The following is a 14,535-nucleotide window of genomic DNA, read 5'->3' on the forward strand; positions in this document are numbered from 1 at the left end:
TTGTCTTACATACTGATTGGCAGTGCCATAATGATTGCGTCCTCACGTCCGTCGACCGTGGGGTAATAGTTGCGGCGAATCGTCGCCTCGTTAAAGCCTAAGCTTTCATAGAGCGCGATGGCGGCGACGTTAGACGCGCGCACCTCCAGCCACAGCGTGACGACGCCGCGTTTTTCGACCTCATCAATCACCTGTTCCAGCAGTTCCCTGCCCAGACCGCGACGCTGAAACGCGGGGTCGACGGCGATATTGAACAGCGTCGCCTCGTCGAGGATGATTTGCGTAATGGCAAAAGCCGCCATCACGCCGTCCACGGACAGTTGAAGATTCAGATAGCGCTCGCCCTGATTACTGGCAAACGTCTGCTCGCTCCACGGAAAAGCGTGGGCGCGCGTTTCAATTTGCCAGGCGCGGGGCAAATCAGCCGGGTTGAGGGTAGAAATCGTGTTCATGTGCGCAAATCTGTTGCCAGAGCGCCATGCGGGCAGGCGTACTGGTCTGAAGTTCATCGAAAGCGGGCGTGGCGATCTGTGCGCCCGCCAGCGGTAGCGGCGCGTCGGTGCCCAGCCGCCAGCTATTACAGCGTGCGTCCTGAGGCAGCATCGCAACGCGCTCAGGCGTCAGCTGCATCACCTGCTCCGGCGTCAGGGCCAGCGCGCGCAGAATATCGCTGATAAGCGGTTCGCTCAGCAATGGCGGTTCTTCCGCCACCATCACCAGGCGAATATGTCCAGGAAGCGAGATAGCGATTTCACCCTGTAACGCCCCAGGACGACGCAGCGACCACTGGGTGATGCCCAGCTGCTGTAATTGCCAGTCTCGTCGGGATGTCATAGCGAAACACTCCTGTTAATTAAGCGCGCAATATAGCAAATCCGTCGTATCTGCGCCAACAAACTACGCGGCGGTCGGAGCGCGTCCCACCGCCAACAAAGAGGCAGCCTGAAAGATAACGTGTATAATCGGCGCCAGTCTCAATGAAGGAGTGTTTCATGTCCGCTTTTACCCCGGCAAGTGAAGTCTTGCTGCGCCACAGTGATGATTTCGAGTCCGCCCGCGTTCTGTTTGCCGGTGACCTGCAGGATGACCTGCCCGCACGTCTGGACACGGCCGCCAGCCGCGCCCATACCCAGCAGTTCCACCACTGGCAGGTACTGAGCCGCCAGATGGGCGAAAATGCCCGCTATAGCCTGGTCGCAGAGGCCGGCGATGTCGCCGATTGCGATACGCTGATCTACTACTGGCCAAAGAATAAACCGGAAGCGCAGTTTCAGCTGATGAACCTGCTTTCGCTGCTGCCGACCGGTATTGATATTTTCGTGGTTGGCGAGAACCGCAGCGGCGTACGCAGCGCCGAGCAGATGCTGGCGGAGTATGCGCCGCTGAGCAAAATCGACAGCGCGCGCCGCTGTGGCCTGTATCACGGTCGTCTGGAGAAACAGCCCACGTTCGATCCCGAACAGTACTGGGGCGAGTATCCGCTGGAGAATCTGACGATTAAAACGCTTCCCGGCGTCTTCAGCCGCGACGGGCTGGATATTGGTAGCCAGCTGCTGCTTTCCACGCTCACCCCGCATACCAAAGGTAAAGTGCTGGACGTCGGCTGCGGCGCTGGCGTGCTGGCAACCGTGCTGGCCAGCCACTCGCCTAAAGTTCGCTTAACGTTATGCGACGTCAGCGCGCCGGCAGTAGAAGCCAGTCGCGCTACGCTCGCCGCTAACGGCATCGAAGGGGAAGTGTTCGCCAGCAACGTATTCTCCGAAGTAAACGGCCGTTTCGACATGATCATCTCCAACCCGCCTTTCCACGACGGTCTGCAGACCAGCCTGGAAGCCGCGCAAACCCTGATCCGCGGCGCCGTTCGTCATCTCAACAGCGGCGGAGAGCTCCGCATTGTCGCCAACGCCTTCCTGCCCTACCCGAACGTGCTGGATGAGATCTTCGGCTTCCATGAAGTGATTGCTCAAACGGGCCGCTTTAAGGTCTACCGAACGGTGATGACGCGTCAGGCGAAGAAATAATCTCGTTTTTTTTCGGCGCCAGCAGCCGCTGGTCGCCGATGCTTCCCCTCCCTGACCGCCCATTTTTGCAACAATCAATCCAACTGATACAATTAACTATTGACGAATAGCTGAAAACCACTAGAATGCGCCTCCGTGGTAACGATACTTTCATAGTGTCGATGGTATGCGAAGGTGGCGGAATTGGTAGACGCGCTAGCTTCAGGTGTTAGTGTCCTTACGGACGTGGGGGTTCAAGTCCCCCCCCTCGCACCATAATCCACGTTGATATTGCTCGCACTGGGCGAAGGTGGCGGAATTGGTAGACGCGCTAGCTTCAGGTGTTAGTGTTCTTACGGACGTGGGGGTTCAAGTCCCCCCCCTCGCACCAACGAGGCGATATCAAAAATTAAGAATACTGTGCGAAGGTGGCGGAATTGGTAGACGCGCTAGCTTCAGGTGTTAGTGTCCTTACGGACGTGGGGGTTCAAGTCCCCCCCCTCGCACCAATATTCTTATCCCTTCTGCTTTATCCCATCAGCTTGACATTCATTATAATCAGCATCATTCCACTGACTAACGCCACGCATGACGGCAGCAAAACGAAATGTCGCAGCTGACGGTGCCAAATCATCATCGCTGACATAAGCATTCCCAGCGCCACCAATGCGCGCCAGGCATCAACCGACAAATCGGCAAACCCAAGCGCGGCAATCAGTACGCCGGGGAGCACCACGCCCCATCCACTCCCTAAAGTTCGCTGCAACATGTTTTCGCCTCTCGTAACGATAATGATAACCAATATCATATGGTAGTTTTTATCATTTGTCATGTCAGGGAAACGGGAAGCCTTTATTCTTTACGTTTGCAGTAATGACATACATTCATGAAGGTGATAAATTAAGCAAAAGAAATTATATATTAAATAATCTGATTATTTCGTAAAAACCTTATTTTGCGCACTGTTTTTTATTATTCACTTCAAACTAACATCACATTGAATTTTAACGATTAATAATGACAACTCCGACATGACTGCACAATCCTGGCGCTCCCATTACGAACAGAAATATCAGTATTCCTTACGGCTATTTTTACTGCTTAATTTAGTTTCATCTTTCTTATCCCTTGTCAGCCCGCTCTTCACCGTCATCACGTTTACTCTGCCCTGTTTTCTGATTGTTGCCTGCAGCACGGTCCTGCTGCTGTGGCACTGTAAGTTCGCTCAGCACAAAATAAATATTCCGGTTATTTCTCTGATATTTGGCCTGCTTTGGGCATGGCACGTTGCGCTAAAAGCAATGATGATGGGTCCGCCGCATTTTAACTACCTGGTGATCGCCTTATTAAGCGTGTTATTTATTGGCACTATTGCTTTTTCCAGCAATATCATTGGCTTTACTTTGCACTCTTTACCAACCTACCTTACCTGCCTGATTCTTGGCGGCGGAGAACAATGGTTGCGCATGTCCTGGTGCTTCTTGTTGCCTATTGCGGGTATCACCCTGCAAAGCTTAATTCAGAAACGCAGCGATATATTCACCCAGGGACTAATGGATAAGCTGCTGAAGGAACGTAATACCCTTAACGATCTCAGTATGTTGGATCCGCTTACCGGCTTGTATAACCGTCGGGGTTTACAAAATCGTCTGGATACCGTTCTCTCTCTGGACAGCGCCGGACATTACGTCCTGCTGCTGGATATTGACCATTTCAAAGCCTACAACGACCACTATGGGCATATGATGGGCGACCAGGCATTAATTCAGGTTTCCGCCGCCATTCGTAACGCCGTACGCTCACGCGATATCGTAGCCCGCTTTGGCGGCGAAGAGTTCATGGTGCTGTTGACCAGCAGCAGCGCGGAGAACGCCCTTCAGGCCGCAGAGCGCATCCGTCAGCGGGTCTACGATCTGAAAATCCCGCATATGTTTAACGAAAGCGTCGCGACCAATGTGACCATTAGTATCGGTATGACGCCGCTGGTGGATGCTGATATCGACAGCGCCCTGAAACGGGCGGATAACGCGCTCTACGAAGCCAAAAACATGGGAAGAAACATCATTCTCGCCAGCTAATCCTTTACCGCGCGGCAAGAGTCGCCGCGCGGACAAATCACTTGCCAAGCCGGGACCACGGCATTAGTATCAGAAATCATTATCATTTAGATTTGTATCTGGCACTCGATGGCTTACCGTTCACTCGCATTCAATACTGAGATCATCTGGCGGGCCCCGCTCCCTTCGGCTGAGCGTGAACTGGCAAATTCGATACGCGACAAAATTAGCGCGTTACGTCCCCATCTGCTGGATTTTCTCCGTCTGAATGAAGAAGCCCCTCCCCATGCGCTAACTCTGGCTGAGTGGTCACAGCCCGCGACGCTGAGTTCGTTCATCGCGACCTGGTCCGACCATATTTATCGTCACCAGCCCGGTCAACCCCGTGAGCAAAAACCGCTGCTGTCCCTCTGGGCGCAATGGTACATCGGTTTATTGGTGCCCCCTTTAATGTTGGCGCTGTTGAGCGAAGAACGCGCCATTAGCCTGGCGCCGGAACATGTGCGCGTCGAGTTTCATGAGTCAGGCCGCGCCGCCTGTTTCTGGATTGATGTTCATTCAGCAGGTACTTCCCCGACAGAGTCCGCGCAGTCCCGGATGGAAAAGCTGGTCACCACGGCTTTACAACCCGTCGTGCAGGCGCTTGAAGCCACCGGCGATATTAATGGCAAACTTATCTGGAACAATACTGGCTACCTGATTAACTGGTATCTGGGAGAAATGAAAACGTTGCTGGGAGATGAAAAAGTGGCCGCTCTGCGCCAGCGCTGCTTCTTCGAAAAACAGCTATCCAACGGCGAGGATAATCCGCTGTGGCGAACCGTGGTTTTACGTGAAGGACAGCTTGTGCGCCGCACCTGCTGCCAGCGCTATCGCCTGCCGGATGTGCAGCAGTGCGGGGACTGCACGCTGAAATGATCTTTTGATAACGACAACGGGCGGCTATTTCAGCCGCCCGTTTGCTTTTATGCCGTCTGCTGGCTCTCTTCCGCAATGCGCTGCGCCTCTTCGGCCTCCTGCGCTAACAGCTGTTTCTCATAAACCTTGAAGAAGGGGAAGTAGATAATCGCGGAAACGCACGCGAGGACAACCACCAGAATCGCCGCCCGGAAATCCCAACCCAGCGCCCATGCGCCGCCAATCGGTGCCGGGGCGGTCCACGGCACAACCGAAATCACCCGACCAATGAGATCCATCTTCATGGCAGCCCAGGCCAGTACGGCGTTAACCATCGGCGCCAGCAGGAAGGGAATAAAGAACACCGGGTTCATCACAATAGGCGTGCCAAAAATGACAGGCTCGTTGATGTTAAACAGGCTTGGCACCACGCTCAGGCGGCCAATCGACCGCAGATGCGCGGAGCGGCTACGCAGATAGCAGAACACCAGCCCCATCGTCGCTCCTGAACCGCCAATCACAATAAAAAATGTCCAGAACGCTTCCATAAAGATATGCGGCAGCGGCGCCCCCTGCGCCAGAGCCTGCTGGTTCATGCCGAGGTTAGTGAGCCAGAACATCTGCAGCATGCCGGAAACAATAGCCGCACCGTGGATACCCGCAAACCACAGCAGGTGGCCCACCAGAACCGCCAATAAAATGGCGGGTAACGAGTCGGCTGCGGAAACCAGCGGTTTAAAGATAGCCATGATGGCCTGAGGGATCAGCATATCAAAATGATGCTGAATAAGCAGGCTCAGGGGATATAGCGTCAGGACGACAACCAGTACCGGGATCAGCAGATCAAATGAGTTTTTGATCATCGGCGGCACCTGATCCGGCAGGCGAATACCAATATTATGCGCTTTCAGGAAACGCATCATTTCAACACAGTAGACCGCTACAAGAATCGCCGTAAATATCCCGGTTCCTCCCAGGCTATCTACCGGCAGGTTGCCGTTCGTTTTTGGCGCCGCCACCAGCAGGAAGGCCATAATCGACAGCATGGCGCACATAAAGGGGTCGAGCTGATTGGTTTTTTCGTAATGCTTGCCGAGGTTATAGGCGATCGCGGCGCAAATGTAGATCGACATAATACCCATCGTCATATCGAACGGCGTCAGAATTCGCCCTTCAAACTCTTTTGCCAGATCCAGCCAGGCGCGGGCAAATCCCCATGTGGTATCCGGTGAAAACGGCGGATAAGCGAATACCAGCAGAAAAGAGCCGACAATCATAAACGGCATGGCGGAGATAAAACCGTCGCGGATAGCCATCACATGGCGCTGAGATGAGATGCGCCCGGCGACAGGGCTGATGTAATTTTCTACGAAGCGAAATATCAGATTAAATGCAGCATGGTTAGCAGACATAGCAGCCCTCCTGACAGGCTAGATGAACAGGCCCAACAACGATTATCCTGCCGCTGTGATGAATCTGCTTCTGCGAGTGGGCGACCAGATTTGATAACCCGCAGGCTTTAGTGCTCAGGTACGTTCGATTCATCTTCGGCTCTTTTGTTATAGGTGACGCAGGGAAGTTACCTTGTCAGTATTCATGTCTCCATGAATAACCGCAACCGGTTACAGTAACCGGTTGCGGCGAATGTGAAGGAGATCCAGAAATTAGAAAGAATCTTGATTATCAACGAGAGATATTTACACTTTGCGAAGCTTGTGACAGATTTTTAACAAGCCTTAATCAGGAGATTCCAATGAGTCTGCAGTCCGTGCGGCAGTTTTTTGCTGAGCGCGCCCCCGATATCGAAATCATCGAACTTACTCAGAGCACGGCCACGGTAGCGTTAGCCGCAGCGGCACATAATGTTGAACCCGGGCAAATAGCCAAGACCCTGTCTTTAAAAATAAAAGAAAGGGTTGTGCTCGTTGTCGCAAAAGGCGATGCACGCCTGGATAATAAAAAACTAAAGGAGGCATTTGGCGCCAAAGCGCGCATGCTCAGCAGCGATGAGGTCATTACGCTAACGGGACACCCCATTGGCGGCGTGTGCCCCTTTGGTCTGGAAGTTCCGCTGGCGGTGTACTGCGATATCTCACTGAGGCAGTACCCGGAAGTGCTGCCAGCAGCAGGATCAATTCATAGCGCCGTTCGCATTTCACCCGAGCGGATGGCGCAGTTGACTGATGCTAAGTGGATTGATGTTTGTCTTTAATAGACCGTTGGCGCTACTGAGCAAGGCGCATAACTCTGGCATCGTCATTATTCGCCGACAGGCGCATTAAAATGTCTGCCGCGCTCAGTAGTCCTATATCAGAACTGACGCCAAGCTTGGTCATGGCATTGAACTTATGGGCCCGAATCGTTTTAATATTTCTTTCCAGCTGTGTCGCTATTTCAGGTAATGAGTAGCCATAAGACATATATCGTAGGATGGTATGTTCCGTTGGGCTCAAAATTTGGCTAGAAATATTCTGCTTTTGACATACCGATCCCTCATTAGTCTGGTAGCTATGTTCGAGAAGCTGAAGCAAATATTCCTGCAGTTGGATCCGACAGGCCGATTTATTCAGAATGCCGTGTAAACGGGAAGGCGTCAAATGGCTAACCAAACGCATTTCCGCTTCATCATTAGCCAGGACAATTCTTTGCGTTTCGGGGCAATAACGCGCGATCTCATGGAGAAAGAGCAAACTTTCAAGACGGGACCTGCGGTTCCCTGAAAGGGAAAAAATAATCGCAGAAAAATCTTCAGACTGGAACTCTCGTTTTAATGCTTTAGTATCTTTAAAGAATTGAATACGATAATTCTTACCACTTTCATTAAGTAATGATGTGGCGAAGAGCCACTTCCGTCATCGCACATTTCTCTACGATAGCGATATATCGTGTTGTGACGTCTTTTTCCATTCTGTTTGATCTCCATAGGCTGAATAAATATTCAGCTCCTTCATTCCCTGTGCACTATTAATCCAGGCATACATCTCTGCATTACTACGCAGAGATAAGCGGCGCATAGCACTATTTTTCTGCGCACTTATGGTTTTATTGCTCTTCTTCAATAAAGCAGCAATTTGATTAATTCCCCACCCTTTTGCAAGCAGCCTCAATACCTTACGCTCAGAAAGAGTCAAAATGACCATCTTTTGCTGTTCTTCACCGATGCGTTCAACTTCAGGAGAAAACAACGTCTGGCTAATACGCTCAGCGGCAAGACCACCGGCGCGAACCACTTCGATAAGGCGTTTTACCGGCTCGCTGTCTGAAATTAACGTACTTTCGGGACGCATTAATAATTGAACGGCTAACGGAAAACAGGTGCTACCGACCATAAAGACCCAGTGTATATCCCTGTATTGGGTCATTAAAGAGTAGTAGTGTTCACAAATATTTCCTGGATGCTCTATTTCACCGGAAAGATCAGCGATAACCAACACTGCGCGGCGCAATTGCAGCAGGGTTAGCTCATCCTGAGAACGACAAAAACTCAATTCATAATCAGGGAGATGCTCCCCAACGATGGCCTTCAAACCGGACTGCATCACCGGTATTCTACTGATAATAATGCCGAACTTACCCTGTCCTGGTAACATAAACCCTCCGCTTCCTGTCGAAGATTCACCGCCGGCGCAAAACAATCGGATGAATAATTTAATAGCCATCATAATTATTTTGCCAAAATGAATCTTTATCGTCCCTGGCGGGTACGCTATTTCGCACCCTAAAGCCAACTTATATAATGAGGAGTAACATATTGCTGTTATCCATGCCAATGATTAACATTAACACAGGTAGTTGTCATCAATAAATTAGAAATGGTTAACATCGTCGTTAGATACGCTAACTTAAGATATATTAAATAAAGATTTGTTTATTTTATTTTTTTCCTAAATGCTTTTGGGGATTCACCGCTATAGCGACGAAAGAAACGAGAAAAATAGGCCGCGTCATTAAACCCCAAGTAATCAGAAAGTTGCGCAATAGTCATGCTGGTATACTGCAGGTTGCGCCGCGCCTCAAGCATCAACCTTTGATGTAAAACGCCCAGCGCACTGCAGCCATAAAATTCATGGCACAAATAATTTAAATGGGTCGCGGATACCCCCACCCGACTGGCATATCCGGCTAAGGGCAGATGTTCGCGATAATGGCTTTCTATAAGACGAGAGAAATGGCGCATCACGCTACGCTTGCGTTCCGCTTTGTCCTCCGCTATCGGCTGCGGGCGATATTGCCGATTCAGCCAGACCAACAGCGCTCCCAGCAGTGAATGCAGCATCATTTCACGCGCATCATATTCCTCACGGTATTCTTCTCGCAAAGCGGTAAACAGCGCCCGAATATGGCCTCGGGAGGCTTTTACCGGCACACACTGCGGCTGGCCGAGGAGATCCAACTGGCGACCAAACTGATTCTCAACCCTCCTGAGCAGGGGTAACGCCAGGGATAAAACGTATCCTTCCGTGCCCGGCGAAAATCGAAATCCATGAATACATAGCGCCGGAACAACCTGAATACAGGATTCCACCATCACGGTGGTTGTTCCTTCGATTTCAATTTCCGCCCGCCCTTTATGCAGGTACAGCAGTTGCACCAGCTCAGCATGCTGATGCACGCGGATATGCCATTCATAAAGATGGCTGCGCTGGAGTATCGACTCACAGTGCAGAAGTTCGGGCGTTGGCCAGCCCTGCTCTTCGCCATACAGTTTGAAAACGGGAATGGTGCTCACTGCCTGCATCACGCCTCCTGATATTTTGGGTGTTACACCACGCGCTCCATCGGCAGACCAACATAGTTTTCAGCGATAGTGGTTAACCCCGCGCGTGATTGCAGATAATAACGACGATCCGCCGCCTGCATTTTTCTGTCGAACTCGCTTTGCTGCGGAAAATCATGCAGCAGACGCGTCATAAACCAGCTGAATCGCTCCCCCTTCCACACCCGATCCAGCGCCAAACGCGAGTAGCTGGCTAAGAGGTCAACGCGGCCATGGTGATAATACTCGCGCAGGATCCGCCATAAATAGTTCACGTCGGACGCCGCGAGATTCAGCCCTTTTGCCCCGGTAGGCGGTACGATATGCGCCGCATCTCCCAGCAGAAATAGTTTGCCGTACTGCATCGGCTCTACCACATAGCTGCGCAGCGGCGCGATGCTCTTCTCCAGTGAGTGACCCGTTACTAACTTGCTGGACAACTCATCAGGGAGACGCCGTTTAAGCTCATTCCAGAAGCGCTCATCAGACCAGGCCTCCACCTTTTCGCTAAGCGGTACCTGCAGATAATAGCGGCTTCTGGTTAGTGAGCGCTGACTACACAACACAAACCCGCGTTCGTGGTGAGCGTAAATCAGCTCCGGATTTACCGGCGGCGTGTCGGCCAGCAGTCCCAGCCAGCCAAACGGCCAGACGCTCTCGTACTCTTTCAGAACCCCTGCCGGAATGCTCTGCCGGGACACGCCGTGAAAGCCGTCGCAACCGGCAATAAAATCGCACTCCAGGCGGTGGTTTTCTCCGTTACAGGAAAAAGAGACCGACGGTCTATCGCTTTTGGCATCATTAATTGTGACGTCGCTAACGCCATAAATCGTCGGGGCGCCACTTTCCGCCCGCGCCGCCATTAAATCCCGCGTCACCTCAGTCTGGCCGTATACCATCACGCTTTTGCCTTCCGTCAGCTCCGTCAGCGCAACCGGTACGCGTTTGCCTTCAAACAGAAACTCGACCCCATGATGGATCAGGCCTTCAGCATCCATTCGCCGGGCCGCCCCGGCTTCGCGCAGCAGCTCTACCGTTCCGCTTTCCAGAATGCCCGCGCGGATCCTCCCCAGTACATACTCGGGCGTCTGCCGCTCAAGGATCACGGTCTGAATCCCGGCGTGATGTAATAGCTGCCCCAACAGGAGCCCGGATGGACCCGCGCCGATAATCGCCACCTGTGTTTTCATAGGATTGCCTCAGCAAAGTTAATTATTTGTTTGTTTTTTGTTTATTAAAAGTTTGAATTTGCATTTTTGATAAGTCTGCCGGGAAAAAGAAGGGAGAAAATGGCGCAAAAATTGTACTTTTCACCAATTTTACGGAAGTGTGGCTGAGTTCAAATTTTCACGGAGCCCGCAGAACGGGTGTTTTTTTACACATTGTTTGATCCTGACCGCTCAGAGAAAGCACGACTTCAGGTAAAAGTATCGCCAGACACTACGGCATCGGGCATCACGGACAGCAGGTATTTATGCAAGCAGATCGGGCAACCCAGCGCGCAATCACGCGCTTGTGCATTCAATGTGGTCTTTTCTTATTACAGCATGGCGCGGAAAGCGCGCTGGTTGAGGAGCTTTCAACTCGTCTGGGCCTGGCGTTGGGGATGGATAGCGTTGAAAGCGCCATCTCTTCCAATGCGATTGTGCTCACCACCATCAAAGATGGCGAATGCCTGACTTCAACGCGAAAAAACACCGATCGCGGCATCAACATGCACGTCGTCACGGAAGTTCAGCATATTGTGATTATGGCGGAGCATAAGCTGCTGGATTATAAGGATGTCGAAAAACGATTCGCGCAAATAAAGCCGCTGCGCTATCCACGCTGGCTGCTGGTGTTAATGGTCGGCCTCTCCTGCGCCTGCTTTTGCAAGCTTAACAACGGCGGCTGGGACGGCGCGCTGGTCACCTTCTGCGCCAGTACGATAGCCATGTATATTCGTCAGGTACTCACCCATCGCTCCATGCATCCGCAAATCAATTTCTGCCTCACCGCCTTCGTCGCAACGACCATCTCCGGACTGATGCTGCGCCTGCCCGCTTTCGCCAGCACGCCGACGATAGCGATGGCCGCCAGCGTACTGCTGCTGGTGCCCGGTTTTCCGCTGATCAACGCCGTTGCCGACATGTTTAAAGGGCATATCAATACCGGCCTGGCGCGCTGGGCCATTGCCAGTCTGCTCACGCTCGCCACCTGTATTGGCGTGGTGATGGCGATGACGATGTGGGGGCTACGCGGATGGGCATAATTATGTATCTCTACGCGCTGGCGCAGGATATGGCTCTGGCAGCCATCCCCGCCGTTGGGTTCGCCATGGTATTCAACGTCCCGCAGCGGGCGCTGCGCTGGTGCGCGCTACTAGGGGCTATCGGCCACGGCTCGCGCATGGTCATGATGACGGCGGGTTTTAATATCGAGTGGGCAACGTTCATGGCCGCCCTGCTGGTTGGCAGCATTGGGATCCAGTGGTCTCGTTGGTATCTGGCGCATCCAAAGATTTTCACCGTAGCGGCGGTGATCCCGATGTTTCCCGGTATCTCCGCCTATACCGCGATGATTTCAGCGGTCAAAATCAGTCATTTTGGCTACTCGGAAGAGATGATGATTATGCTGCTGAGTAACTTTCTCAAGGCTTCATCCATCGTTGGCGCATTATCGATCGGCCTTTCTATCCCGGGGCTTTGGCTGTATCGCAAGCGTCCGCGCGTTTAATTCACCGCGCCGCCGGGTTACCTGCGGCGCTCCTTCCTGAGCGACCTCTATGCTACTATGTGTGCAGCTACCCCTCTCCTTTTAGTTGTTCAGAGTTGAGATTGATTTATGTCTTCACGAATATTAACTACCGATTTTAGCGGTCTGGATGACTTCATGCAGGATCACGCAGCGGTACTGGCAAAATCGGCCGGCGGCGCCGTCGCCGTGTTTGCCAACAATGCCCCCGCCTTCTATGCGCTGACGCCGGAGCGTCTGGCGCAGCTGCTGGAGCTGGAAGCCAAACTGGCGCGCCCCAATAGCGATATCGCCCTCGACGCGCAGTTTTTTGACGAGCCGACGGCGGTTCCCGTTGCGGTACCGATGGGGAAATTCCCGATGTACGCCGACTGGCAGCCGGACGCCGATTTCCAGCGTCTGGCCGCGCTGTGGGGCATCGCCCTGAGCCAGCCCGTTACGCCGGAAGAGCTGGCCGCATTTGTCGCCTACTGGCAGGCGGAAGGTAAAGTCTTTCATCACGTCCAGTGGCAGCAGAAGCTGGCGCGCAGCGTACAGATTGGCCGGGCCAGCAACGGCGGCCAGCCGCGGCGTGACGTCAACGCAATTAGCGAACCTGAAAATCATATTCCACGAGGATTCCGAGGATGAGCATGAAAAATGTCGGCGATTTAATGAAGCGCCTGCAAAAAATGATGCCAGCCCATGTCGAACCCGCGTTTAAGACAGGTGAGGAGCTACTGGCATGGCAAAAAGAACAGGGCAAGCTGCGGTCTGAAGCGCTGGAACGCGAAAACCGCGCCATGAAAATGCAGCGTACCTTTAACCGCTCCGGCATCCGACCGCTGCACCAGAACTGCTCGCTGGATAACTACCGGGTTGAGTGTGAAGGCCAGATGATTGCGCTGTCCCGAGCGCGCCAGTACGTCGAGGAGTTCGACGGCAATATCGCCAGCTTTATCTTCTCCGGCAAACCGGGCACCGGAAAAAACCACCTCGCCGCCGCAATCTGCAACGAACTGCTACTGCGGGGTAAGTCGGTGTTGATTATTACCGTCGCCGATATCATGTCAGCGATGAAAGATACCTTCGGCAACCGGGAAACCAGCGAAGAGCAGCTTCTCACCGACCTGAGCAAGGTCGACCTGCTGGTGATTGACGAAATCGGGATGCAAACGGAATCACGCTACGAAAAGGTAATCATTAACCAGATCGTCGATCGCCGCTCTTCGTCAAAGCGCCCCACCGGTATGCTGACTAACAGCACCATGGACGAGATGAACAAGCTGCTTGGCGAGCGCGTCATGGACCGCATGCGGCTGGGCAATAGTCTGTGGGTCAACTTCAACTGGGACAGCTACCGCGATCGCGTGACCGGCAAAGAGTATTAAGATATTTCTGAACACTGCCGGCGTTATAATCAGGGCATTGTTCACTCACGGCGAAGAGTATGTCTATGAAATCGGTAAAAACGTTATTCCGCACGGCGATGGTGGCCGGCGCACTATTGACCTTCGGCGCTCACGCCACCTCCTGGCAGGATTCTCTTTCCAGCGCCGCGAACCAGCTCAGCAGCCAGAGCGGTAGCCAGCAAAGCGGCGGCATGTCCCTCTCTTCGCTGACCGGTTTGCTCAACGGCGGCAGCCAGTCGTTGACTTCCAGCAGTATGAATAATGCCGCCGGGATTATGTCTTATTGCGCGAAACAGAAACTGACCTCGGTAACCAATACCGAAAACATTAAAAACCAGGTTCTGGATAAGCTGGGTCTCAGCGCGCCGGAAAAACAAAAAGAAGACACCAACTATCTTGATGGCCTTCAGGGCTTGCTGAGTAGCAAAGACGGTCAGCAGCTGAATTTGAATAGCCTCGGCAGTAGCCCGCTGGCGGAAAAAGTGAAAACCAAAGCCTGCGACCTGGTATTAAAACAGGGCGTTAGCTTCCTCTCCTGATCCTGGCCGCATAATGCCGCGTTTGGCGCTTTACCCTGGCCAGCGCGGCCGCAACCTCTGTTTTTTAACATCTCTCCTTCTGAACCCCTGGCAGACAAGATGTGAAGCGGGTCAAAAATGGCGATTTCTAAACCAATTCTGAACCACAGCACAAATTCATGA

Annotated in this window: 16 protein-coding genes, 3 tRNA genes and 1 pseudogene; 12 read left to right on the forward strand and 8 right to left on the reverse strand. The window is 52.7% G+C overall.

The annotated features are described in order from the left end of the window. Positions 1-5 precede the first annotated feature (5 nt). Both rimI and CMQ96_RS22305 read right to left on the reverse strand, forming a co-directional pair. Entirely contained in the window at positions 6-452 is a 447-nt protein-coding gene (gene rimI, locus CMQ96_RS22300; protein WP_004128686.1) for a ribosomal protein S18-alanine N-acetyltransferase, read from the reverse strand. After that, entirely contained in the window at positions 421-834 is a 414-nt protein-coding gene (locus CMQ96_RS22305; RefSeq protein WP_004132304.1) for a DNA polymerase III subunit psi, read from the reverse strand. The genes rimI and CMQ96_RS22305 overlap by 32 nt, the downstream gene beginning before the upstream one ends. Positions 835-992: 158 nt before the next feature. On the opposite strand from CMQ96_RS22305, the gene rsmC reads away from it, so the two are divergent. The 4 genes from rsmC to CMQ96_RS22325 all read left to right on the forward strand — a co-directional run bounded on the left by rsmC (position 993) and on the right by CMQ96_RS22325 (position 2,509). Then, on the forward strand, positions 993-2,021 hold the full coding sequence (rsmC, locus tag CMQ96_RS22310; RefSeq protein WP_024360401.1) for a 16S rRNA (guanine(1207)-N(2))-methyltransferase RsmC: 1,029 nt from the start codon (positions 993-995) through the stop codon (positions 2,019-2,021). Between the two features lie 168 nt (positions 2,022-2,189). Then, positions 2,190-2,276, forward strand: a tRNA-Leu gene (locus tag CMQ96_RS22315). Between the two features lie 28 nt (positions 2,277-2,304). Continuing rightward, positions 2,305-2,391: transfer RNA gene (locus CMQ96_RS22320), tRNA-Leu, on the forward strand. Positions 2,392-2,422: 31 nt separating this feature from the next. Beyond that, positions 2,423-2,509: transfer RNA gene (locus CMQ96_RS22325), tRNA-Leu, on the forward strand. A gap of 20 nt (positions 2,510-2,529) precedes the next feature. On the opposite strand, the gene CMQ96_RS22330 is transcribed toward CMQ96_RS22325, so the two are convergent. Continuing rightward, positions 2,530-2,769, reverse strand: a complete 240-nt coding sequence (locus CMQ96_RS22330) for a DUF1435 domain-containing protein (protein WP_004132308.1) — start codon at positions 2,767-2,769, stop codon at positions 2,530-2,532. Positions 2,770-3,031: 262 nt separating this feature from the next. Between CMQ96_RS22330 and CMQ96_RS22335 the strand changes: the two genes are divergently transcribed. Both CMQ96_RS22335 and fhuF read left to right on the forward strand, forming a co-directional pair. Then, complete coding sequence (locus tag CMQ96_RS22335; protein ID WP_024360402.1) at positions 3,032-4,078, forward strand: GGDEF domain-containing protein; 1,047 nt, start codon at positions 3,032-3,034, stop codon at positions 4,076-4,078. Positions 4,079-4,186: 108 nt separating this feature from the next. Next, on the forward strand, positions 4,187-4,975 hold the full coding sequence (gene fhuF, locus CMQ96_RS22340) for a siderophore-iron reductase FhuF (RefSeq protein ID WP_004132120.1): 789 nt from the start codon (positions 4,187-4,189) through the stop codon (positions 4,973-4,975). A 47-nt stretch (positions 4,976-5,022) separates the two neighbouring features. Here fhuF and CMQ96_RS22345 read toward each other — a convergent pair whose 3' ends face one another. After that, positions 5,023-6,366: a PTS cellobiose transporter subunit IIC gene (locus CMQ96_RS22345; RefSeq protein ID WP_004128673.1), complete on the reverse strand. Its 1,344-nt coding sequence runs from the start codon at positions 6,364-6,366 to the stop codon at positions 5,023-5,025. Between the two features lie 341 nt (positions 6,367-6,707). Between CMQ96_RS22345 and CMQ96_RS22350 the strand changes: the two genes are divergently transcribed. Then, the gene (locus tag CMQ96_RS22350) at positions 6,708-7,166 is read left to right on the forward strand and encodes a YbaK/EbsC family protein (protein ID WP_004132117.1); all 459 of its coding nucleotides are present in this window, start codon (positions 6,708-6,710) and stop codon (positions 7,164-7,166) included. Positions 7,167-7,179: 13 nt separating this feature from the next. Here the strand turns inward: CMQ96_RS22350 and bglJ are convergent. From bglJ to pobA, 4 genes and pseudogenes are all read right to left on the reverse strand, one after another. Continuing rightward, positions 7,180-7,861 (reverse strand): annotated as a pseudogene (gene bglJ, locus CMQ96_RS22355) (DNA-binding transcriptional activator BglJ). Beyond that, the gene (locus tag CMQ96_RS22360) at positions 7,822-8,544 is read right to left on the reverse strand and encodes a LuxR C-terminal-related transcriptional regulator (protein WP_004132115.1); all 723 of its coding nucleotides are present in this window, start codon (positions 8,542-8,544) and stop codon (positions 7,822-7,824) included. Before CMQ96_RS22360 ends, bglJ begins: the two are co-directional and overlap by 40 nt. Before the next feature lie 278 nt (positions 8,545-8,822). Then, positions 8,823-9,692, reverse strand: coding sequence for a helix-turn-helix domain-containing protein (locus CMQ96_RS22365; protein WP_024360405.1), 870 nt, complete (start codon positions 9,690-9,692; stop codon positions 8,823-8,825). Positions 9,693-9,715: 23 nt separating this feature from the next. Then, on the reverse strand, positions 9,716-10,900 hold the full coding sequence (gene pobA / locus CMQ96_RS22370) for a 4-hydroxybenzoate 3-monooxygenase (RefSeq protein ID WP_024360406.1): 1,185 nt from the start codon (positions 10,898-10,900) through the stop codon (positions 9,716-9,718). Between the two features lie 284 nt (positions 10,901-11,184). On the opposite strand from pobA, the gene CMQ96_RS22375 reads away from it, so the two are divergent. The 5 genes from CMQ96_RS22375 (at position 11,185) to CMQ96_RS22395 (ending at position 14,373) form a co-directional block, all read left to right on the forward strand. After that, the gene (locus CMQ96_RS22375) at positions 11,185-11,961 is read left to right on the forward strand and encodes a threonine/serine exporter ThrE family protein (RefSeq protein WP_004128660.1); all 777 of its coding nucleotides are present in this window, start codon (positions 11,185-11,187) and stop codon (positions 11,959-11,961) included. Beyond that, the gene (locus CMQ96_RS22380; protein WP_004134228.1) at positions 11,952-12,425 is read left to right on the forward strand and encodes a threonine/serine exporter; all 474 of its coding nucleotides are present in this window, start codon (positions 11,952-11,954) and stop codon (positions 12,423-12,425) included. The genes CMQ96_RS22375 and CMQ96_RS22380 overlap by 10 nt, the downstream gene beginning before the upstream one ends. Before the next feature lie 108 nt (positions 12,426-12,533). Next, the gene (gene dnaT, locus CMQ96_RS22385; protein WP_004134226.1) at positions 12,534-13,073 is read left to right on the forward strand and encodes a primosomal protein DnaT; all 540 of its coding nucleotides are present in this window, start codon (positions 12,534-12,536) and stop codon (positions 13,071-13,073) included. 2 nt (positions 13,074-13,075) lie between these two features. Continuing rightward, positions 13,076-13,813: a DNA replication protein DnaC gene (dnaC, locus tag CMQ96_RS22390; protein WP_014227813.1), complete on the forward strand. Its 738-nt coding sequence runs from the start codon at positions 13,076-13,078 to the stop codon at positions 13,811-13,813. Positions 13,814-13,878: 65 nt separating this feature from the next. Then, on the forward strand, positions 13,879-14,373 hold the full coding sequence (locus CMQ96_RS22395) for a DUF2501 domain-containing protein (protein WP_024360407.1): 495 nt from the start codon (positions 13,879-13,881) through the stop codon (positions 14,371-14,373). Positions 14,374-14,535 lie beyond the last annotated feature (162 nt).

Source organism: Klebsiella sp. MBT K-1, from assembly GCF_002556465.1.
Taxonomy (GTDB): domain Bacteria; phylum Pseudomonadota; class Gammaproteobacteria; order Enterobacterales; family Enterobacteriaceae; genus Klebsiella; species Klebsiella grimontii.